This window comes from Hymenobacter sp. B81, from assembly GCF_044628455.1.
Lineage (GTDB): Bacteria > Bacteroidota > Bacteroidia > Cytophagales > Hymenobacteraceae > Solirubrum.
Genome location: NZ_JBIYZW010000001.1, coordinates 1,539,282 through 1,560,980, shown reverse-complemented (window position 1 = coordinate 1,560,980; position 21,699 = coordinate 1,539,282). Strand labels below are relative to the sequence as shown.

Annotated in this window: 16 protein-coding genes; 9 read left to right on the top strand and 7 right to left on the bottom strand. The window is 66.3% G+C overall.

Features of this window, described 5'->3' with window-relative positions; genetic code table 11:
• Positions 1 to 172 precede the first annotated feature (172 nt).
• On the top strand, positions 173 to 2,347 hold the full coding sequence (locus tag ACE191_RS06935; protein WP_400191459.1) for a glycoside hydrolase family 44 protein: 2,175 nt from the start codon (positions 173 to 175) through the stop codon (positions 2,345 to 2,347).
• Between the two features lie 55 nt (positions 2,348 to 2,402).
• On the opposite strand, the gene ACE191_RS06930 is transcribed toward ACE191_RS06935, so the two are convergent.
• On the bottom strand, positions 2,403 to 3,359 hold the full coding sequence (locus ACE191_RS06930; RefSeq protein ID WP_400191458.1) for an NmrA family NAD(P)-binding protein: 957 nt from the start codon (positions 3,357 to 3,359) through the stop codon (positions 2,403 to 2,405).
• Between the two features lie 297 nt (positions 3,360 to 3,656).
• Between ACE191_RS06930 and ACE191_RS06925 the strand changes: the two genes are divergently transcribed.
• From ACE191_RS06925 to ACE191_RS06910, 4 genes are all read left to right on the top strand, one after another.
• On the top strand, positions 3,657 to 6,104 hold the full coding sequence (locus ACE191_RS06925; RefSeq protein ID WP_400191457.1) for a PQQ-binding-like beta-propeller repeat protein: 2,448 nt from the start codon (positions 3,657 to 3,659) through the stop codon (positions 6,102 to 6,104).
• 175 nt (positions 6,105 to 6,279) lie between these two features.
• Positions 6,280 to 6,708, top strand: coding sequence for a BLUF domain-containing protein (locus ACE191_RS06920; protein WP_400191456.1), 429 nt, complete (start codon positions 6,280 to 6,282; stop codon positions 6,706 to 6,708).
• A 98-nt stretch (positions 6,709 to 6,806) separates the two neighbouring features.
• Positions 6,807 to 7,646 (top strand): phosphatase PAP2 family protein, encoded by an 840-nt coding sequence (locus tag ACE191_RS06915; RefSeq protein ID WP_400191455.1) that lies wholly within the window; start codon positions 6,807 to 6,809, stop codon positions 7,644 to 7,646.
• A gap of 293 nt (positions 7,647 to 7,939) precedes the next feature.
• Complete coding sequence (locus ACE191_RS06910) at positions 7,940 to 8,131, top strand: cold-shock protein (protein ID WP_073287653.1); 192 nt, start codon at positions 7,940 to 7,942, stop codon at positions 8,129 to 8,131.
• 72 nt (positions 8,132 to 8,203) lie between these two features.
• Here ACE191_RS06910 and ACE191_RS06905 read toward each other — a convergent pair whose 3' ends face one another.
• The gene (locus ACE191_RS06905; protein ID WP_400191454.1) at positions 8,204 to 9,298 is read right to left on the bottom strand and encodes a mechanosensitive ion channel family protein; all 1,095 of its coding nucleotides are present in this window, start codon (positions 9,296 to 9,298) and stop codon (positions 8,204 to 8,206) included.
• Between the two features lie 274 nt (positions 9,299 to 9,572).
• On the opposite strand from ACE191_RS06905, the gene ACE191_RS06900 reads away from it, so the two are divergent.
• On the top strand, positions 9,573 to 10,751 hold the full coding sequence (locus ACE191_RS06900) for an outer membrane beta-barrel protein (protein WP_400191453.1): 1,179 nt from the start codon (positions 9,573 to 9,575) through the stop codon (positions 10,749 to 10,751).
• A 28-nt stretch (positions 10,752 to 10,779) separates the two neighbouring features.
• Here ACE191_RS06900 and ACE191_RS06895 read toward each other — a convergent pair whose 3' ends face one another.
• On the bottom strand, positions 10,780 to 11,613 hold the full coding sequence (locus ACE191_RS06895) for an ion transporter (protein ID WP_400191452.1): 834 nt from the start codon (positions 11,611 to 11,613) through the stop codon (positions 10,780 to 10,782).
• A gap of 327 nt (positions 11,614 to 11,940) precedes the next feature.
• Positions 11,941 to 12,246, bottom strand: a complete 306-nt coding sequence (locus ACE191_RS06890; RefSeq protein ID WP_400191451.1) for a hypothetical protein — start codon at positions 12,244 to 12,246, stop codon at positions 11,941 to 11,943.
• A gap of 109 nt (positions 12,247 to 12,355) precedes the next feature.
• Between ACE191_RS06890 and ctlX the strand changes: the two genes are divergently transcribed.
• Positions 12,356 to 13,717 (top strand): citrulline utilization hydrolase CtlX, encoded by a 1,362-nt coding sequence (ctlX, locus tag ACE191_RS06885; RefSeq protein ID WP_400191450.1) that lies wholly within the window; start codon positions 12,356 to 12,358, stop codon positions 13,715 to 13,717.
• A 45-nt stretch (positions 13,718 to 13,762) separates the two neighbouring features.
• Here the strand turns inward: ctlX and ACE191_RS06880 are convergent, their stop codons facing one another.
• A complete protein-coding gene (locus ACE191_RS06880; protein WP_400191449.1) occupies positions 13,763 to 14,329 on the bottom strand; it encodes a GNAT family N-acetyltransferase in 567 nt (188 codons plus the stop codon).
• A 60-nt stretch (positions 14,330 to 14,389) separates the two neighbouring features.
• A complete protein-coding gene (locus ACE191_RS06875) occupies positions 14,390 to 15,916 on the bottom strand; it encodes a malate:quinone oxidoreductase (protein ID WP_400191448.1) in 1,527 nt (508 codons plus the stop codon).
• A 92-nt stretch (positions 15,917 to 16,008) separates the two neighbouring features.
• Between ACE191_RS06875 and ACE191_RS06870 the strand changes: the two genes are divergently transcribed.
• Entirely contained in the window at positions 16,009 to 16,812 is an 804-nt protein-coding gene (locus tag ACE191_RS06870) for a class I SAM-dependent methyltransferase (RefSeq protein WP_400191447.1), read from the top strand.
• 344 nt (positions 16,813 to 17,156) lie between these two features.
• Positions 17,157 to 20,981 (top strand): T9SS type A sorting domain-containing protein, encoded by a 3,825-nt coding sequence (locus ACE191_RS06865; RefSeq protein WP_400191446.1) that lies wholly within the window; start codon positions 17,157 to 17,159, stop codon positions 20,979 to 20,981.
• A 97-nt stretch (positions 20,982 to 21,078) separates the two neighbouring features.
• Here ACE191_RS06865 and ACE191_RS06860 read toward each other — a convergent pair whose 3' ends face one another.
• The gene (locus ACE191_RS06860) at positions 21,079 to 21,654 is read right to left on the bottom strand and encodes a hypothetical protein (RefSeq protein WP_400191445.1); all 576 of its coding nucleotides are present in this window, start codon (positions 21,652 to 21,654) and stop codon (positions 21,079 to 21,081) included.
• Between the last annotated feature and the right edge of the window lie 45 nt (positions 21,655 to 21,699).

Sequence of the window (21,699 nt, the reverse complement as noted above, 5' to 3'; positions counted from 1 at the left end):
TCGGGTTAGGGCCGGCGGCCGCGGGGTGGCGGGGTGGCAGCGCCCTCCGTGGTGCGGCCGGCAGCGGCTATTTTGCCGCCTTACCCGCCTCCGTTGGTGGCCGGGCAGGCAGCAAGGCTGCGTTGCCCCGGCTGGCGAAGAGGTAGGCCGCGCTTCCTTCTCTCTGCCCGCTATGAAACCCTGCTTACCCCTGACCCTGCTGCTCGCGCTGGGCGGAACTGCCGCGCCCGCCTGGGCCCAACTGGCCGTCAGCTTCACCGTTAACACCGGCGCGGCCGGCCGCCGGCCCATCAGCCCGCTGATTTACGGCACCAACGAGCCCCTGCGCGACGCCGACCGCTACGGCTCCGTGCGCCTGGGCGGCAACCGCCTCACGGGCTACAACTGGGAAAACAACGCCTCCCACGCCGGCGCCGATTACAACCACCAAAACGACAGCTACCTCTGCGGCGGCCTCTCGGCGTCCGACTGCAACCTGCCCGGCCGGGCCCTGTCGCAGTTCTACCAAACGGCCCGCAGCAAGGGCCAGGCAGCCCTGCTTACCCTGCCGCTGGCTGGCTACGTGGCCGCCGATAAGTCGGGCAGCACCGTGACGGTGGCCCAAACGGCCCCATCGGGGCGCTGGAAGCCCGTGGTGTTCCGTAAAAACGCGCCCTTTACCCTTGCTCCAGACGTGAACGACAACGCCGTATACGTCGACGAGGAAGTCAACTACCTGGTGCAGCAGCACGGCACCACCGCCAGCGGCGGCGTGGCGGCCTACTTTCTCGACAACGAGCCGGGCCTGTGGGCCGAAAACCACAGCCGCCTGCACCCGGCCGCGGCCACCATGCAGGAGGTGGTGACCAAGTCGCACGACGCGGCCCTGGCGGTGAAGGCCGTCGACCCCTCGGCCCAGATCTACGGCGGGGTGCTCTACGGATTCAGCGACTATTTCAGCCTGCAAAACGCCCCCGACTACGGCAGCCAGATCGGCGGCTACGCGTGGTTTGTCGACTACTACCTCGACCGGCTGCGCCAGGCTTCCAATACCGCCGGCCTGCGCCTGCTCGACGCCCTCGACGTGCACTACTACCCCGAGGCCGTGGGCACCAACCGCGTATGCCTGACCACCGCTAACACCGCGCTCGACCGGCAGGCGCGCCTGCAGGCCCCGCGCACGCTCTGGCAGCCCGGCTACCAGGAAAACAGCTGGATTGCCAACGAGCCCTGGTTTCTGACCAACTACCTGCCCATCATTCCGCGCCTGCAGCAGTCCATCGACGCCTACTACCCGGACACCAAGCTCAGCATCTCGGAGTACGCCTTCGGCGGCGACGACGACATTTCCGGCGGCATTGCCCAGGCCGACGTGCTGGGCATCTTCGGCAAGTACGGCGTGCACCACGCCAGTTGGTGGAAGATGTACAACCCCGGCTCCACGGCCACCTACATTTCGCCCGCCTTCCAGCTCTACACCAACTACGACGGCGCGGGCAGCACCTTCGGCAGCACGGCCGTGGCCGCTACCACTTCCGATATTCCCAACACCTCGGTGTACGCCGCCATCAGCGGCAGCGACGAGCGGCGCCTCACGCTGGTGGTGCTCAACAAAGCCAGCCAGCCGGTGCAGGGCAGCTTCACGCTTGCCAGCGGCACTGCCTACGTGGCCGGGGCGGCCTGGGGCTTCGACCAGAGCGGCCCCAGCGTCGTGAGCCGGCCGGCCGTGACGGGCCTGGCGGGCAATCAGTTCACCTACACCCTGCCCGCGCTGTCGGCTACTACCATCGTGCTGACGGCTGCCGGGCCGCTGCCCGTCACCTTAAGCGCGTTCGACGGGCAGGAGGTGGGCGGCCAGCCCCTGCTGCGCTGGACCACGGCTAGCGAGCAGGACGCCGACTACTTCGAGGTGCAGCGCCGCGGTGAGGGGGAGGCCAGCTTCCAGCCCCTGGGCCGCGTACCCGCTACCAACGGCAGCACGCCCCGGCAGTATACCTTCCGCGACGCAGCCCCGCGCCCCGGCACCAACCACTACCGCCTGCGCCTGGTCGACCGCGACGGCAGCGCCACCACCTCGGCCATCGTGAGCGTGCACCGAACGGCGGGCGCTGACCCGACGCTGACGGCCTTTCCCAACCCGCTGCCCCCGGGCGAAGCGCTGCAGGTGCAGCTGCCGGCAGCGGATGGCGCCTCCCGGCAACTGCGCGTGCGCAACGCTTTGGGGCAGGTAAAGCTGCTCCGGGAACTGGAAGCCGGCACAACCCGCGTCAGTCTGCCTGAAGCCGTAGCCTGGCCGGCCGGCGTGTACGTAGTAGAGGTGAGCGGCCCGCACGGCCTGCTCCAGCGCCAGCAGCTCATGCGTCAGTAAACCCGGGCAGGGCTGATCGGACCTTTGGTGGCTTGCCTCGAAGCGACGCGCTAGCTTAGTCGGGCTTGCCCGCGGCCAGCACCTCGCGCACCGGCGTCCAGCGAATGTCGGGGTAGCGGGCGTTGTCGAGCGGGTAGAGCTTGGGGCGGCCGGTGAACATATTATGCAGGTACTGCATGCCCTGCCAGGCCGGAAATACCTCGTTGCTGGGCGGCGTCAGTGCCTTGGTTAGCCGGATGAGCAGACCGAACGCGGCCAGGCCGCCGGGGCGCAGAAGCTTGAACTCCTGGCCCGTAGCCGCCTCCGCTGCCTCCCGCAGCCCCCGGACGCTGACGACCTCGCCGGCCACCCGCAGAAAGCGGGGCGTAGTGGGGTCGAGGGCCGCGGCAGCGGTGAAGTTGGCCGTATCGTCCATGGTGGTGAAGTCCAGCGGCTGGTCGGCGTCTCCCCAGTACAGCACCCGCCGCGGGCCGAACAAGACCACCGGTGCCTGCCCCGTGAGCAGGTCGGTAAACATGCCATTGAGGATGGAAGTAGCCCGAATGGGCGCTTGGTCGAGCCGTTTCTGAAACTCTCGGCGCAAATCCAGGTTGCGGTTTGTGCCCTTCGGCAGCTTGGTGTAGTCGATGCAGTAGTCGGACGGAATGAAGCGTGGCACCCCGGCCGCCACGGCCGCCAGCAGCAGGCGGCGCTGGGCTTCCACTATCACCTCGCGCAGCCCCGACAGCGCCGACACCACGCAGCCGGCGCCCGCACAGGCCCGGGCCATTTCGGCCACGCTGGCGTAGCTCACTTCCACCAACTCGACGCCCAGGGCCCGCAACTCCGTGGCTGCGGGATGCTGGCTGCTGCCCGGGCGTACCAGGGCCCGCACGGTGGCGCCGCGCTGCCGCAGGTGCTGCGCGATGCGCCGGCCCAGCGCGCCGGTAGCACCGGCCAGCACTACGGTAGTCGGTGAAAAAGCAGGGGCAGTTTTATCTTCAGCCAGGCCGGCAGTAGAAGCAAGGTTCATGCAACGGGATTGGAGGTGGGAAGAAGGCCATCGTTGGGTCGGGCGGCCAAAGTCCAGCTACTACCACTGCGCCCGCCCGAAGGTTGTGGCCCGCTTCGGTGCCAGGGCGGGTTGCGGGTCGGAAAGCCTTCTGGGCGGTTGAAACCTGCCGGCCGCGGCGGCCGGGGTGAGGCTTGCGCAGAGCCTTTATTTTACCTTACTTTGTATTATGCAAAGACGCGTCCTTGTAGAAATACTTACATTCAGCGTCTGATTGATTACCTGCTTCCCGCCCTCGCACGCACACCGCCGTAGCCTATGCTGCACCGTTACACTTCCCACTCTTCCGGCTTGTCAGATGCCGCCGCGGCCGCCCGCTTTCGGCCGGCCCGTTTGCTGCGCGCCGCCACGCTGAGCCTGGGCCTGGCTGCTGCCGGCCAGGCTCAGGCCCAGGACATCATCATCAAAAACGACAAGTCGGAGCTGAGCACCAAGGTGGTCGAGATTACCGACGAGCACATCAAGTACCGCCTCTTCGACTTTCAGGACGGGCCCATCTACAACGTGCGCAAGGCCGAGGTGTGGATGATCATCTACGAAAAGGGCCGCCGCGAGAAATTCAACGTGGCCGAAACCGCCGCGGCCGCGGCTACTGCTGCTCCGGCGGTTCCGGCAGTGGCAAGCCCGGCCCCGGCGGCCGCGCCGCCGGCCGTAGCCGCCGCGCCCGCAGCGGCTGCTCCGGCAGCTGAGTCAGTGGCCCCGGCGGCCGAGCCGGTAGCGGCTGCGCCGGTCGTGGCCGCGGCCGCAGCTCCCGATGCGAGTAGTGCCGCTACTGCTTCGCTGCCAGCCCCGGTGGCGGAAAGCCAACCGGTGGTGGCCGCCGAAACTACTGCCGCGCCGGCGGCTGGCCCGGCCGCAGTGGCCACGCCCGACGCCGCGCCGGCCGAACCCGCGCCAGCAGTAGCCGCGGCCGAGCCGGTAGCCCCGGCTCCGGTGGCGCCCGCCCCCGCAGCAGCCGCAGCGCCGGCCAAGCCTTTCAAGTGGACGCGCGCCGCGGCCGTCGACACCGCCCCGGGCCAGGAAGTGTGGACGCGCCTGGGCAACGGCCCCGCCCCGCAGAAGTACGTGAGCCCCGACGGCAACCTGCTCATCCTCAAGGCCGACTTCGTGATGTGCCTCGACAAAAGCTCGGGCAAGCAGCTGTGGATGACCAAGGTGGAGAAAACCAAAACCGCCAACCTGCTCGGCACCAGTCCGCTGCTGCAGGTGCAGGCCGCGCCCGCCGAGGGCCCACAGTCGGTTATTCTGAACGCCCTCACCGGGCAGGTCGTGTACAAGCCCCAGGCCGGCACGGCGGTCGATACCCGCGTGGTGGCCGCTGCCAACGTAGTGGTGTGGGAGGCTGCCGACGCGGGCACCCGCGCCCTGGTGCTCAACCGGCACAACGGCGCCCGCGTGGCCGAGGTGCGCATTGCCGACGGCCGCGCCGCCGCCCTGAAGGTGCTGCCCCTGGCCGACCACCGGCTGGCCATCGTTTCGGGCTTCGGCGTGTCGGTGCTCGACGCGGCCACGGGCCAGCTGCTGCACAACGTGGCCCTGAAACGCTCCTACAAGGTGAGCGAGCTGCTGCCGCCCACCGAGCCCAGCTTCGAGGTGTTCGAAGCCGGCCTGTCCGGGCAGGTGTGCGTGCTCAAGGACGGTTACCTGACCAGCGTGAACCTGAAAACCGGGCAGATTACCGGCGAGCGGGAGCTGCTCAGCCCCGTGGTGATGTACCGCAACGCCGGCAAGGATCAGCTGGTCATCGGCAAGTCGCAGCGCAAGGACAAGGAGCTGGCCCTGAGCGTGTACAACAAGAACACCTGCCAGGAAGTGAAGTCGACGGTGCTGGAAATCGAAAACGCGGGCGCCATGGAAGTGGTGGGCAACAGCCTGTTTCTGGTCAGCGACGCCTCGGCCGTGAAGCAGCTGGAGCTGAGCACCCTGAAAGTGAAAGCCGAGCGCAGCCTGAAGGCCAGCAGCGGCGACTGCGGCCTGCTGTTCACCACCGCCGCGGGCGTGGGCATGCTCAACGCCTCGGTGGTCGACTTCTTCAACGCCCAGACCTTCGCCTCGACCGGCCGCACCAAGTACTACGACCCGGCAGGCAAGTCGCGCCTGAAGGTGGGCGACGAGGTGTACTTCTACGCCAAGGGCTACGTGGGCCGGGTGAACATGATGAAGGGCGAGGAAAAGCTCTACCTAAAGAACAAGCTGCCCATCAAGCTGCTCGACGACGAGGTGGTGGAGCTAGAAGTGCACGACGACGGCATTGCCGTGCTCGGCGCCCAGTCGATGGCCAAAATCGATTTGAACGGCAAGGTGGTCTACAACCAGTACTTTGCTCCGCCCACGCTTAAGGTAGGCGCCATCGTGGGCAACACCGGCGCGGCCACCCCCGACGTGCCCGCGGCTTCGGCCGATAAGGCGCCGGCCCGCCGGCCCGCCCGGCAAACCTGGTCGGCGGTGCAGCGCAGCTTCGAGGTGGGCGGCCCCGAGGTGGGCCCGGCGGCCGGCAAGGCCACCGCGCAGCAGTACCACCTCATTCTCACCAAGGCCGACAAGGAGCAGCCCGGGCGCTTTAAAGTGGTGAAGGTGAACAAGGCCACCGGCAAAATCGAAGGCCAGGCCGAGGTCGAAAACCGCACGCCCGACTACGTGTTCGACCCGATTGAGAGCGTGGTGTACTTCTTCGACGTGGACTCGGTGCGGGCCTACAAGATTTAAGTGCCGCCCCGCAGCCGGCCCGACGGGCACCCCGGCTCAGCCGGGGTGCCCGTCGGCGTTTATCTACCTGGCTCAGCTCCGCCGATTCGGCACCCGCCGAACTTGCGCGACCGGGGCGGGCGGGCTATCTTACCCCAGCTACGCTTATTCCCGGCTCTCATCTACTTCGGCCGTTATGCACCACATCGTGTACCAAAGCACCGCCGTGGGGCTGCCCACGCCCGCTGACCTGACGTTTCTGCTCGAGCAGGCGCGGGCCAACAACTACCGCCTGGGCATCACCGGCCTGCTGCTCTACGGTCACGACAGCTTCGTGCAGGTGCTGGAGGGCGAGGAAGCGGCCGTGCAGCTGATTTACGGCCGCATCCGCGCCGACCACCGCCATACCCGGGTGATGACCCTGGCCGACGGCCCCATTCCCCGGCGCCTGTTCGCCGACTGGTCGATGGGCTTCCAGCCGCTCTCGGGCGAGAACTACGCCCGCCTGGCCGGCTACGTGAATCCCTACCGCTCCGACTTTCTGGACGCCCACCTGCCCGCGCTCGACGAGGGGCTGCTGGACTTGCTGCGCTCCTTCGTGGAAGTGGACCGCCTGAACGGGTAAACCAGCTCAGCAGCAGAGGGGAAGCCGGCCCGAAAGCAACGCAGGCCAACCAAGCTCAACAGTTCCGCGTTTGAGCCGCATTCTTGACCTCCTTCCCGATGAAGCCTTTTCATACTCTTCTGGTGGGCGGCGCGCTGCTGCTGAGCGCGGCGCCCACCACCCCGGCGCGGGCCCAGCAGGCCCCTTCGCCCTACCGCACCCGCTTCGCCGTCGATGCCCCCGTAACGGCGGGCCTGGGCGTACTCAGCGGGCTGGGGCTGTACCTGGTGCAGCAGAAAAGCGGCCTGACCGAAACCCAGCTGGCCGCCCTGAATAAAAACGACGTGCCCAAGTTCGACCGGTTTGCCGCCGGCAACTACAGCGACCGGGCCCAGCTGGCCGGCGACATCCTCTGCTACGGCTCGATTGCCGCCGTGCCGGGCGTGCTGGCCCTAAACCCCGAGGTGCGGGGCCGCTACGGGCAGGTGATGGGCCTGTACCTGCAAACCATGCTGGCCACCGACGCCGCCTTCACCCTCACCGTGGGCTCGGTCACGCGCTACCGGCCCTTCGTGTACGGCACCGAGGGCCCCGAAAACAAGCGCCGCAGCAAGATTGCCACCAACTCGTTTTTTGCCGGGCACACGGCGCACACCGCCACCGCCACGTTTTTTGCCGCCAAGGTCTTCCACGATTTCCACCCCGACTCGCCCGCCCGGCCCTACGTGTGGGGCGCAGCCGCGCTGGTGCCCGCCGCCGTGGGCTACTCCCGCATTGCCGCCGGCAAACATTTTCTCTCCGACAATTTACTGGGCTACGCCCTGGGGGCTACGGTGGGCGTGGTCGTACCCCAGCTGCACAAAGCCAGCGGGGGCAGCGGGCTGTCGTTTACCCCCATTCAGGGCCTGAACGCCAATGGCTATTCCTACGGTGGTTTGCTGATTACCAAGCAGTTGTAGCCGGGCGCCGGCTTGACAACCCGCTGAGTATTTGAGCAGGGTAAGCATCAGCCACAAAGGAAATTGACCGTAAAAATGAGCCGGTTGAACTTAACCCCGAGGCGGCCCGTTAGCCCCACGTATTCGGATGTTTGGTCTTTCAAATCAGCCCCCCGGGCTTGCCCAGAAAAAAAGGCGTACGTTTACATCGTTTTAAGGCAAGTTGCCTCGTGTCACTACTACCGATTCACGCGTTGGATTATAGTAGAGTTCCGCTGTCAGTTGCTTCGTTTTCACTCTTTTTCCTAGCAATCATGCAGACAGGAACCGTAAAATTCTTCAATGAAACCAAAGGCTTTGGCTTCATCAACAACAGCGCCACCGGTCAGGACGTATTCGTTCACGTAACCGGCCTCATCGACGAAATCCGCGACAACGACAAGGTGGAGTTCGAAGTAGAGGAAGGCCGCAAAGGCCTGAGCGCCGTTAAAGTGCGCCGCGCCTAGTTCGCCCGAACTTCGCAAGCATCAAAAAGCAGTCTGCCACCCGGCAGGCTGCTTTTTTCGTTTCCGGCGGACTTAGCCGGCCGCCGTTGGGTCGAAGCGGCCGCCGCCCTCGACCATTTCAGTGCGGTTGCGCGGCAGGCAGTGGGGGTAGTGCTGCTGAATGAAGCCGATAAGCTGCTCGCGCACGGCGCAGCGCAGCTCCCAGGCGTTGCCGGCATCGGTGGCGCTGACCAAAGCCCGCAGCTCCAAGGTGCGCTCCTTCGAGTCGGTGACGTGCAGCACGCACACACGCCCGTCCCAGAGGGGGTGAGCGGCGGCAATGCGCTGCAGCTCGGCGCGCACGGCCGGCACCGGCAGGGTGTAGTCGGTGTGCAGGTGCACGGCTCCCAGCAGCTGGGCGCTGCTGCGCGTCCAGTTCTGAAAGGGCTTTTCGATGAAATAGTTGAGCGGCAGTACCAGTCGACGCTCGTCCCAGATGCGCAGCACCACGTAGGTGAACGTGATTTCCTCGACCCGGCCCCACTCACCCTCCACCACCAGCACGTCGTCGATGCGAATGGGCTGGGTGAAGGCAATCTGAAAGCCGGCCAGCAGGTTGCTGATGGAGCGCTGCGCGGCAAAGCCCACGATGACACTAGCAATGCCCGCCGAGGTAAGCAGGCCCGTGCCCAGGCGCCGCACCGTCTCGAAGCTCATCAGCACCAGGCCCACGGCCACGAACACGATGAGCGACACCACCAGCTTCTGCACGAACTGCAGCTGGGTGAACAGCTTGCGCACCCGCAGGTTGTTGGGCTGCTCCAGCTGATAATGGTGCCGCACCAAATCCTGCGCCACGCTCACCGTGCGCACCAGCCCCCAGGCAAAGCTAATGATGAGGGCCGTTTCCGTCAGGCGGCGCAGCACCTCGAAGGGGCGCGGCGGCAGCGGCACCAGCGGCAGCAGCAGCGACATGACCAGCACCGGAAAAAAGAAGGCGCTGGCGTAGCTCAGGTGCTTTTCTACCGACTGAAACAGGGGCCGGCCCTCGTGGCGGTTGTAGGCACGCAGCAGGCCAAACACCACCAGCTTCAGCCCCAGCCCCAGCACCAGGCCTCCCACCAGAATACCCAAGGTGGTGACGATGTCGGGAAAATGCTCCAGGAAATGCGTCAAAGTTTCTCGCATGGTAAATAGCCGGCCCCTAACCCCGGCCGCGCTGCCGGTGTACCGCCCCGGCCGCCGAAAGGTTAGCCCGGCGCCGGTTACGGAAGCGAGGCAGGCAGGTCAAGATTCCTGCGCCGACGCATGAGGTTATTCTGATAATAATTTGTACGTTCATGCCGGGCTCAATTACCTGCCTGGCCAGCCCGGCCCGAGCCCTTACCCGATACTGAATTCAAGCGAAGCCCTGCCTCGGCACGGCAGTATTTTTTTCTTCAACCCCTAGCTGATTTGTATCATGCTTAGCTTTATTCACCCCCGGGCAGCCGTGCTGCTGCCGGTTCTGCTTTGGTTGGCTCCCGCGGCTTCGGCCCAGCACCGGCCCAACGATTTTCTGATCCTGACCAACGGCGACACCCTTCGCGGGCAGATTCGCCAGGGGCTGATCAGCAAAAACTACCGCAACGGCGTCCGGTTTCAGCCCAACGGGCAGAAAACCACGCGCTACCAGCCGGCCGATATCCGGGGCTTCGGAACCGGCAAACAGCTTTCCTACCGCAGCGCGGTGCTGCCAGCCACTGGCCAGCCGGGTTTGGTGGCGCCCATCGTGGAAGGGCCGGTGCAGGCGTACGTGGGGGAGAAGGCACCGGGCGAAAAGCGCTTCTACCTGGCCCTGCCCGACTCGGCCCGGCTGCTCGAACTCGACCCCAAAACCTACCGCCTGCAGTACATTCGCGCCCTGCAGGGCTGCGCGGCCCTCGACCTGGGCTCGGCCACGTTCAACCGCGACTACCCGTACGCCTATCGTTCCGTTACCCGCCTGCTGCAGCAGTACAATCCCTGCCGCTACCCCGGCAGCAGCACCCGCCTCGTAAAGCCCGCGCAGGGCTGGTATTTCCGGCCGGGCGTGAAAGTGGGCCTGGCTTCGGCCACGTACAAAGATTTTCCGGCCAGCTACGGCAACGAGCCGCAAACCAACGAAATGCGGCCCTTCGCCGGGGTATTCGTGCGGGTTAGCAACCGTTCGCCCTTTGGTGCCCAGGTCGAGCTTAACTACCTGCAAACCAAGGTGCGGTTTACCGGCCGCAACGTGTACACCGGCGGGGCACCCTACACGGTCGACCGCGTGACCTATATCGAATCGAATCAGCTGCAGGCGGCCGTGCTGGCCAACCTGTTTCTGTACCGCGGACGGATTTCCCCGTTTGTCAACGGCGGCTTCGTGTACGAGCGTAATCTGCGGCACAACTCCTACCAGGAAATCAAGCGCTCTGACCGGCCGGCGGCGGAGGTGGTCGACGTCAACGACTTGGGCGACCAGAATTCGGGCTTCGCGGCCGGCGGCGGGGCCACCGTAGCCGTGTTTGGGCGCTCGTTGCTGAGTTTGGAGTACCGCTATTCCTGGCTGGTCGATGGCGACATCAGCCCCGCTCCGCGCCGCCGCGTGGCCCGCTTCGACCTGGGGCTGAGCTTCTAGTCTGATCGGCTTCAGGTAAACTGAGGACTCAGAGCTTCTCGCCGCAGCGCCAGCAGAATTCGGCATCGGGGCGGTGGTCGGTGGCCTGGCACACGTGGCAGATAACCTGCTTGTAGGTGGGTGTGCTCCGGCTGGCCGCCATCTGAGCCGTGACAATGCCCGTGGGCACGGCAATGATGGCGTAGCCCAGAATCATGAGCACCGATGCCAGGCCCTGGCCCAGCACAGTGTGGGGCGAGATGTCGCCGTAGCCTACCGTGGTGATGGTAACCACGGCCCAGTAGATGCTTTTGGGGATGCTGGTGAAGCCGTTCTGCCCGCCCTCCACCACGTACATGAGCGCACCCACCACCACCACCAGCGTGAGCACGGCCGAGAGGAAGACCATAATCTTGAAGCGGCTCGCGTGCAGGGCCGTGACGATAAATTCGCCTTCGCCCACGAAGTGCCCCAGCTTGAAGATGCGAAACACCCGCAGCAGCCGCAGCGTGCGGATGATGAGCAGGTAGCGGCTGCCGCTGAGTACCAGCGCCGCCAGCGCCGGCACGATGGACAGAAAATCGACGATGCCCAGGGGACTGAGGGCGTAGGCCAGCGGGCGGCGCACCACCACCAGCCGGGCCAGGTACTCGAGGGCGAACAGGGCGGTGAAGAACCACTCCACTACCCGCAGGTAGGGGCCGTACTGCTGGTTGATGGTTTGCACGCTCTCCAGCATCACCACCAGCACGCTCAGCAGAATGGTCCAGAACAGGGCAATGTCGAAGCGGCGCCCCGCGGGCGTGTCGGCCTCGAAAATGACGCTGTAGGCGGCGCGCTTCCAACGGGGAGCGTTATCGGAGGGGCGGATTTCTCGGACCATAGCGCCCAAACTTACGGCGTCCTCCGTTGGCAGGGCAAGCCAGGGCGCGGCGTTTTACAGCACGAAGCTCAGGGCGCAGCCCACGGCCAGGGCCATGAGCAGGTACAACACGGCATCGGCGCGGCGCACGGCGCGGTTATAGCTATTGTTGGAAAACATGGTCGGGCAGCTTGGTCATCGTGAGGCCGCCAGGAAAATGGCTGCTGGGCGCGGGCGGCGGAGGCGTGCCAACTCTAATCGTATACGAGGGCGCCCTGCCCCGCGGCTCAGGCCGGGGTGTTACCATACCGTTAAGTTTCGTCAGCCGCCAACTGTCCGCTGCCGGGGTTATTCCTGGGCGTAGGCGTGGGCAGCGGCGGCCAGCGCGGGCCACTGCTCCCGGTAGGCGGCGGGCACCTGCACCCATTCCTTCATGGGGCGGCCCTTGCCCGAGGGGTCAAACAGCTGAGCCTGGTTTAGCGCCAGGGCCTCGCGGTGGGCTTCGTCGCCGAGCTTGAACACCATGGCCTGCTGGAAAAAGCAAACGAAGGTCCTGCCGCCGACTTTGAAGCAGGGCTTGCCGAACAGCTGACCGGGCTGCGCCTCGGGCAGGGCGGTGCCGATAGCGGCAAAAGTCTCTTCGGGAGTGGGCATCGGCAATGCGGGTTTCAGACGGCCAAGGTAGGGCAAAACCCCAACCCAAACGGCCGCCGGACCGCACCGCCCGCGCGTTGTACCTTGCCGGCTCCAACTGCTGCTGCCCATGTCATCTGCCTCCACCATTCTGCTGGTGCGGCCCGCCCGCTTTGCCTTCAACGCCGAAACGGCGGCCTCCAACCATTTTCAGCAACTGCCGCCCGACCTCGCGGGGGCCGCGGCGCAGCAGCAGGCCCAGGCCGAGTTCGACGAGGCGGTAGCCCGGCTGCGAAGCCGCGGCCTGCAAGTGCGGGTGTTCGACGACACGGCCGAGCCGCCCAAGCCCGATGCGGTGTTTCCCAACAACTGGCTGACCCTGCACCCCGACGGCCGCGTGCTGCTGTATCCCATGTGCGCGCCCAACCGCCGCGCCGAGCGCCGCCCCGACATCCTCGCCGCCCTGGCCCGGGAATTCGTGGTAAGTGAGGTAATCGATTTGTCGGGCCATGAGCAGCAGGGGCGGTTTCTGGAAGGCACCGGCAGCCTCGTGTTCGACCACGCCGCCCGCGTGGCCTACGCCGCCCTCTCGCCCCGCACCGATGCCGGGCTGCTGCAGGATGTTGCCGCGCAGCTGGGCTATCGGGCCGTGGCGTTCCGGGCCACCGATGCCCAAGGGCAGGCCATTTACCACACCAACGTGATGATGTGCGTGGGCGAAGGATTTGCCGTGCTCTGCCGCGAAAGCATCGTCGACGCGGCCGAGCGGGCCGCCGTGGAAGCCGCGCTGCGGTCCGGGGGCCACGTCGTCGTGCCCATCACGCTCGGGCAGGTGGCGCGCTTCGCCGGTAACATGCTGGCTTTGCGCGCTGCCGACGGCCGGGCCGTGCTGGTGATGTCGCAGAGTGCCTACGAGGTGCTCACGCCGATGCAGCGGCAGACGCTGGAAACCCACGCCGAGCTGCTGCCCCTGCGCATTCCCACCATCGAAACCCTGGGCGGCGGCAGCGCCCGCTGCATGCTGGCCGAAGTGCGCCTGCCCATGCGCCCCACCGCTGCCGACCAGCCCGTAACCCTGCGCCGCGCCACCGCGGCCGATATTGCCGGCATGCACGTGGTGCGGGTGTCGGTGCGCGAAAACCGCCTGAGCCGCCCCGACCGCGTAACCGAAGCCGACTACCAGGATATGCTCGGCCGCCGGGGGGCTGGCTGGGTGGCCGAGGCTGCGGGCCGCATCGTGGGCTTTGCCATCGTCGATGCCGCGGCGCGCAGCGTGTGGGCGCTGTTTCTGCACCCCGACTGGGAAGGCCGCGGCATCGGCCGCCGGCTGCACGACGCGATGCTGAGCTGGTGCGCCGCCCAAGGCCTGCCCGATTTGCACCTGACCACGGAGCCGGGTACCCGCGCCGAGCACTTCTACCAGGTCGCCGGCTGGCAGCCCCAAGGCCTCGACGCAAGTGGGGAGCAGCGCTTCGAGCGCGTATTAGCCTGATCAGCCACCGGCTTTCGACGAGGCGGCTCAGGCGGCGGAAGTGGCTTATTCGGCCGGGGGCGTGGGCTGGGCTTTGGCCGCCTGCTGCTGCCGCCACTCGTCCTCCAGAATGCCCATTTCCACCAGGCTCCAGTACTCCTCGCCGTGGCGCACCACGTCGCGCAGCACGCCTTCCTGCTGGAAGCCGCACTTCAGGTAGCACTTGATGGCGGCATGGTTGAAGTCGTAGACGCCCAGGCTGATACGGTGCAGGTGCAGCTCCTCGAAGCCGATGCGCAGCAGGGCCCGGATCATGCCTTTGCACACGCCCTTGCCCCGCTCGCAGGTGTTGCCCACCAGCACCCGCGTGATGCGCGCCGACTTGTCGCGCTGGCTGATGCTGCCCAGCGAAATGTGCCCCACGGTCTGGCCGGTCTTGGTGTCCACGGCCTTGTACACGAACACGTCCGGATCCTTTAGGTCGTTGGCGCCCTGAATGTACCAGGCCAGGCTGTCTTCGCTGAGCGGGAAGGAAAACAGGGAGCCGCTCCATTCCTTCATCAGCCGCTCACTGTCAATCCACTCAATCAGCTGGTTGAAGTCGGCAGGGGTGAAGGGCTCCAGTTGAATCATGGGACGGGCGGGAAAAAGAGTTTTGGGGCGACGAAGGTACGGCCGCGGCAGGCAGAATGCCTACCCCGCCGCAGCCGACGATACCGGCGGAGTGAGCCCCAGCACGGCGTTGGTGTGGGTACGCACCTGCTCCAGCAGCGCCGGGTTTTGGTGCAGCGACTGGCCGTAGGAGGGAATCATCTCGCGGAACCTGGCCTGGCACTCGGGGGCGGCGGTTTGCGGAAAGCAGCGCTGAATCAGCCCCACCATGATGCTCACGGCGGTGGAGGCGCCCGGCGAAGCACCCAGCAGGGCCGCAATCGAGCCGTCGGCGGCCGCCACAACCTCGGTGCCGAACTCCAGCACGCCGCCTTCCTCCTTGTCTTTCTTGATGACCTGCACCCGCTGCCCGGCAATTTCCAGCTGCCAGTCCTCGGCCCGGGCCTCGGGAAGGTACTCACGCAGGGCCGCCAGCCGGTCGTCGGGCGTCTGGCGCACCTGGTTGATGAGGTAGCGCGTGAGCGGAATGTTCTTCAGGCCCGCAATAATCATGGGGCGCATGTTGCCGAGCTTGATGCTCAGGGGCAGATCCAGGAACGAGCCTTTCTTCAGGAATTTGGTGCTGAAGCCGGCGTAGGGGCCGAACAGCAGCTCCTGCCGCCCGTTGATGACGCGCGTGTCGAGGTGGGGAACTGACATGGGCGGCGAGCCCACGGCGGCCTTGCCGTAGACCTTGGCGTGGTGGCGCTCAATCACGGCGGGGTTCACGCACTTGAGCCACTGCCCGCTCACGGGGAAGCCGCCAAAGCCCTGGCCCTCCGGAATGCCCGACTTGATGAGCAGGGGCAACGAGCCGCCGCCGGCGCCGATGAACACGAACCGGGCGGCCACTTTGTGCACCGCGTTGGTGGTCAGGTCGCGGGCGCGCACCCGCCAGAGGCCGTCTTCCTTCTGGCTGAGCTTCTCCACCTCGTGGTGGAAGTGGAAGCTGACGCCGGGCTTTTCCTGCAGCAGGTAAAACATGACCCGGGTCAGGGAGCCGAAATTCACGTCGGTGCCCAGCTCCATGCAGGTGGCCGCCACCGGCTGTTGCGGGTCGCGGCCCTCCATCACCAGGGGCATCCAGCGGCGCAGCTCGGCCGGGTCTTCGCTGTAGCTCATGCCCCGGAACAAGGGCGACTCTACCAGGGCCGCGTGGCGCCGACGCAGGAAGCTCACGTTATCGGGCCCCCACACGAAGCTCATGTGGGCAATGTGGTTGATGAAGCGGCTGAGCTCCTTTACCTGGTATTTCTCGGCCAGGTACGCCCAGAACTGCTTGGACTGCTCAAACTGCTCGGCAATCTTGATGGCCTTGCTGATGTCCACCGAGCCGTCGGGGCGCTCGGGGGTGTAGTTCAGCTCGCAGAAGGCCGAGTGCCCGGTGCCGGCATTGTTCCAGGCATCGGAGCTTTCGGCCGCGGCCACGTCCAGGCGCTCGATGATGGCAATGGTGAGCTCGGGCCGCAGTTCCTTGAGCATCATGCCCAGGGTGGCGCTCATGATGCCCGCCCCAATCAGGACGACGTCGACCGGGGCCGGCTGGGCAGAAGGTTCAGCAGTTTGCATGGCAGAGGGAATGGAATGCCTCCCACTACGAGGGAAACGGCCAAAGAGTGACCGGGGCGCCGAAATCCGCCGGCAATGGCTTTCTTTGGCGCATGAGCCCTGCTGCCTACCTCGACCTGAACCGCGCCCTGTGGAACGCCCGCACCGGCCCGCACCTGACGTCCGACTTCTACGCCCTCGACGCGTTTCGGGCCGGCCAGACCTCGCTCAACGCCATCGAGCTGGGCTTGCTGGGCGAGCTGCGCGGCCGCGACGTGCTACACCTGCAGTGCCACTTCGGGCAGGATACGCTGTCCCTGGCCCGGCTCGGCGCCCGCGCCGTGGGCGTCGACCTCTCGGATCAGGCCATTGCCGCCGCCCTCGCCCTGAGCGCCGAGCTGAGCCTGCCCGCCGAGTTTATCTGCTGCGATGTGTACGAAGCGCCCGCGCACCTGGCGGGGCGGCAGTTCGACGTGGTGTTCACCAGCTACGGCGTGCTCGGCTGGCTGCCCGACCTCGACCAGTGGGCCGCGGTGGTGGCCGGCAGCCTGCGCCCGGGCGGGCGGCTGGTGCTGGTGGAGTTTCACCCCGTGGTGTGGATGTTCGACAACGACTTCACCCGCATCCAGTACGGCTACTTCAACGACGGCCCCATCGAGGAAACCGAGGAAGGTACCTACGCCGACCGCGCCGCGCCCATCACCCACCAATCCATCACCTGGAACCACAGCCTGAGCGAGGTCATCGGCAGTTTGCTGCGCCAGGGCCTGGAGCTGACCGGCTTTGCCGAGTACGACTACTCGCCCTACAACTGCTTTGCCCACGCCGTGGCCAACCCCGACGGCAGCTTTCACATCGGCCCGCTCGGCCGCAAGGCCCCGCTGGTATATTCGGTAACGGCCCGCAAAAAGCCGTAACCCCAACCAAGCCCGGCTCCGCGCCGAGCTTTTTTGTCCAGGCTTAGTTCTCTGCGAAGCCGGGGCGGCTACGGCGTGGCTGCCTGCCAGGGGTAAGCGGTGGAGAAACGCGTTCAGGCGGCGCAACAAGGCCTAACGCGGTTGCTTTTAGCCTCTTCAGAATGGGCTGGCAATTGTCGGCCGAATTGGCCCGGACCATAAAAAAGGACTTTTACTAAGAATAGCTAAGTATATTTGTTGATTAATCCAATCTTCTGGGTATTTCACAAAGCGAAACTGCTCGCTATACCCGCACCCCGCCGCGTATGCTGAATCCGTACTCCCGTTGCTCATTTGCCAAGGCTTTGACTAGCCGACGCGCCTTTACTCACTTCCTGCCGGTGGCCCTGTGCTGGGTAGCACTGTGGCTGGCCCCGGTAGCCGCCCGCGCCCAGGCGCCCGCCTGGACCGCCGCTACCATTGGCAGCAGCGTGCAGCACAACGGCTCGTCATTGGTTCGGGGTATTGCCGTGGATGTGGCGGGCAACGTGTTCGTGACCGGCCACTTCGGAGGGCAGGTGGCCTTTGGCAACACTGTGCTGACAGGAACCGGAAGCAGCGACATTTTCATTGCCAAGTACGTGCCCAGCACCAATACCTGGGCCTGGGTCGTGCGGGCCGGTGGCACCGGGGGCGACCAAGGCAACGCCATTGCCGTAAGCGGTGCCAGCGTGTACGTAACGGGTGTCATTCAAAGCAATCTGGCCAACGCTACCAACGTGCGCTTCGACACGGGCAGCGGCAGCGCCACGGCGGCGCAGCCCGGCGCCAGCAGCGCCAGCGGGGAAGACCTGTTCGTGGCCAAATACACCGACAACGGCAACTCGGCCAGCCTGAACTGGACCCAGGTAGCTGGCGGCACGGGCTACGATGTGGGCACCGACATTGCCGTGAGCGGCACGAGCGTGTACGTAACGGGCAACATCACCAATAGCGCGACGGATGCCAGCAGCCTGCGCTTCGGCGGCTCGGGCAGCACGCCCGGCACGCAGGTGCAAAACGGGGCCAGCACCGCCAACAGCCGCGACCTGGTGGTGGCCAAGTACACGGACAACGGCACCTCGGCCAGCGTCAGCTGGGTAGAGGTGGCCGGCGGCACCAACCTGGACCAAAGCGCCAGTATTGCCGTGGATGGTACGGGTGTGTTCGTAACGGGCTCCATCATCAACAGCCAGACCGACGTCAGCGCGGTGCGCTTCGGTGGTACGGCGGCGCAAGCTGGCGCCCACGCCAACAACACCCGCGACCTGGTGGTAGCCAAATACACTGACGGCGGGAGCTCGGCCACGTTCGACTGGAGCCAAGTGGGCGGCGGCGCGGCTAGCGACGAAGGCACCGGCATTGCCGTGAGCGGCAGCAGCGTATACGTAACGGGCGCCCTGACCAATACCAAGAGCAACGCCAATGGTGTACTCTTCGGCGGCAGCGGGCTGGTGGCCGGCACCGCCCAGCAGCTGGGCGCCAGCACCGCCAACTCCGGCGCCGACCTGGTGGTAGCCAAATACACCGACCACGGCACCTCGGCCTCGTTGGGCTGGACGCAGGTGGGCGGCGGCAACCAGGCCGACGGTGGCCTGTCCATCACCGCCAGCGGCACCGACGTGTACGTGTCGGGCAACATCTCCAACACCAGCGGCAACGCCAACCAGGTGTTTTTCGGGGGCAGCGGCACCATGCTGGCCGCGGTGGCCCGACCCTCGGCCAGCAGCGTGTACAGCCACGACGCGCTGGTGGCCAAATACACCGACAACGGCGCTTCGGCCACGCTCGACTGGACCCAGGTGGCCGGCGGCTCGCGTCAGGAATACGGCCAGGATATTGCGCTGCTGGGGGGCACCCTCTACGTGGGCGGGCAAATCAACCCCTCCGTCACGGGCTTTAGCTTCGGGGCGGCCAACGCCGCCGCGCTGGCCGGCACGCGCGACGTGCGCGCTACCATCAGCACCCTGGCGGCGGCCGATGGCAGCTGGCAGACCGTCGCCTCGCCCGTCCACGGGGGCACCAGCTTCACGCGGGCCGTGGCCACCGATGCCAATGGCAACGTGTTCGTGACGGGCTTCTTTACCGGCCAAATTACCTTCGGCAGCACCGTGCTGACCACCGACGGCGTGACGGAAGGCGGCAGCACCTCCAACGACATCTTCGTAGCCAAGTACGTGCCGAGCACCGGCACCTGGGCCTGGGCCCTGAGCGGGGGCGGCACCGGCGCCGACGGCGCCAACGGCATTGCCGTGCAAACCACCGACGGCGTGACCAGCGTGTACGTGACCGGCACCTTCTTCAACAGCACCGCCGACGCCAACCTGGTACGCTTCGGCGGCACCGGCGCCACGGCCGGCACGGTGCAGGTCAACGGCGTCAACACGAATAACAATGTCGCCTCCAACGACCTGATTCTGCTCAAGTTTACCGACCTGGGCACCTCGGCCACGCTCGACTGGAACCAGGTGGCCGGTGGCTACGGCAACGACCAGGGCTACGGCGTAGCCGTGGAAGGCAACAGCGTGTACATAACGGGCCACATCCACAACACCACGGGCAATAGCAGCAACGTGCGCTTTGGCAGCAGCGGCACCACGCTGGGCTCCTTCGTGCAGCGCGGCGCCCACAGCAGTTCTTTCACCAACAACACCGACGTCGTGGTGGCCAAGTACACCGACAACGGCGCTTCGGCCACGTTCAACTGGAGCCAGGTGGGCGGCGGCCGCGAAGCCGACGCGGGCTACGCCATTGCCGTGGCCACGGTAGACGGCACGACTAACGTTTATGTTACCGGCCAGATTACCAGCAACCTGAGCGACAACAACACCGTGCGCTTCGGCGGCAGCGGCAACACGCTCGCCTCCGTGCAGCAAAACGGGGCCAGCACCAACGGCGTCAACAGCGGTACCGGCAACGACCTGTTCGTGGCCAAGTACACTGACAACGGCAACTCGGCCTCGCTGGGCTGGACGCAGGTGGCGGGCGGTAACCTCTCCGACGCCGGCTACGGAATTGCCGCAGATGGTACGAGCGTGTACGTGACGGGCTTTATTACCAATACGGCGGGCGATTTGCGGCTCGTGCGCTTCGGCGGCAGTGGCACCACGCCCGGTACCGTGCAGCAGAACGGGGCCAGCGCCAGTGCCAGCGCCGACCTGATAGTGGCCCGCTACACCGATAACGGCAGCTCGGCTGGCCTCGACTGGACCCAGGTAGGCGGCGGCACCGGTGCCGACCAGGGCTACGGCATTGTGGTGGATACCGCGAATGTGTACGTGGCTGGCTACATCACCAACAGTTCCACCGACGGCAATGCTGTGCGCTTTGGCGGCAGCGGCACCACCGCCGGCACGACCGTGCAGAACGGGGCCAGCACCAGCGCCAGCCGCGACGTGGTGGTGGCCAAGTACGCCGACGCCGGCCCGGCCGCAACCGTGGCCTGGACCCGGGTGGGCGGCGGCACGGGCGGCGACGAGGGCTACGGTATTGCCCTGCACGAAGACCTGCTGTACCCAGTGGGCATGGTGGTGCCGGCGGCCACCTTTGGCAGCTTCACGTTCAACACGCCCACTGCCGGCCAAACCGATTTCCTGGGCGAACTGCCCACCACCTTTGCCCCGCTGCCGGTAAAACTGACGGCCTTTGAGGCCGCGGCGGAGGGCCGCCGCGCCGTGCGCCTGACCTGGGCCACGGCGCAGGAAGAGAACAGCGCCTTTTTCGAGGTGGAGCGCAGCCTCGACGGGCATAGCTTTGAGCGGGTGGGCCGCCGAACGGCCGCCGGGCACAGCAACAGCCCGCGCCGCTATAGCCTGCTCGACGAGGACCTGCCGGCCAGCGCAGCCGTTCTTCACTACCGTCTGCGTCAGGTCGACCACGACGGCACGTTCAGCTACTCACCCGTGCGCAGCGTTCTGCTGACGGCGCCGGCGGGCCTGGCGCTGTTTCCCAACCCGGCCACGGGCCGCACGACGCTCACGGGCGCCCTGCCCGGCAGCCCGGTGCAGGTGTTCGATGCGCTGGGCCGGCCGGTGCTGACGACTACCACCGATAGCACCGGCGCTGCTGCCCTGGCATTACCGGCCCACCTGGCGCCGGGCGTGTACGTGCTACGGACCGGAGCTATGGCTCTGCGCTTGGTGGTAGAATAGAGTGCCTACCTAAAAGCGTAACGCCCTAAACCCTTGGCATCAGCCAAGATTTAGGGCGTTACGCTTTGTTGGGCCGGTTGAATTACCCAAGAATCCTTCAGAAGCCAGCCGGACCAATGCCCAGGGGCAGCTGCGTGGGCGCAGCGCCCTGCGAGAAGCGCAACCCGCCCGATACTGAAAACCGCTCGGTAATCTGGTAATCGGCGCGCAGGTTCACGCCCGAGCCCAGGTTGCCAAACCCGGCGTAGGGATTGACGCGGGTACCCGGGGCTGGCCGGGGCGAAAAGTCTTTCCAGGCGCTGCCGGTCAGGGCCAGCCGCGGGCTGAGGGCGTAGGTGCCGCCGCCCTGCAGCAGGTAGTGGTTGCTGCCCAGCCGGCCAGCCGCCGGGGCCCCGTTCTCGGGCGCCGGGTAGAAGGCCGCGCCCGGCATGGCCCGCAGGTAGGTGAGCCCGCCAAACAGCTGCAGGCGGTTGCTGAGCTGGTAGGTGGCCTGCGGACTCAGGTAGCTGGCCGAGCCGTAGCGCCCGGCAAACGTGGCCCCCGCGTTGAGCGAGTACGACCAGCGCGCCGCGCCCAGCCCCAGGGGCCGGGCGGCGGATTCGTCGTCGGTTTGGGCCAGGGCGGGCACCGCCAGCAGCAGGCCAAGGGCGGGAAGCAAAAAGCGAATCATCATAAGCAAGGCAGCAAGCAGACCAGGGCGGCCGATAGTCCCGACAAG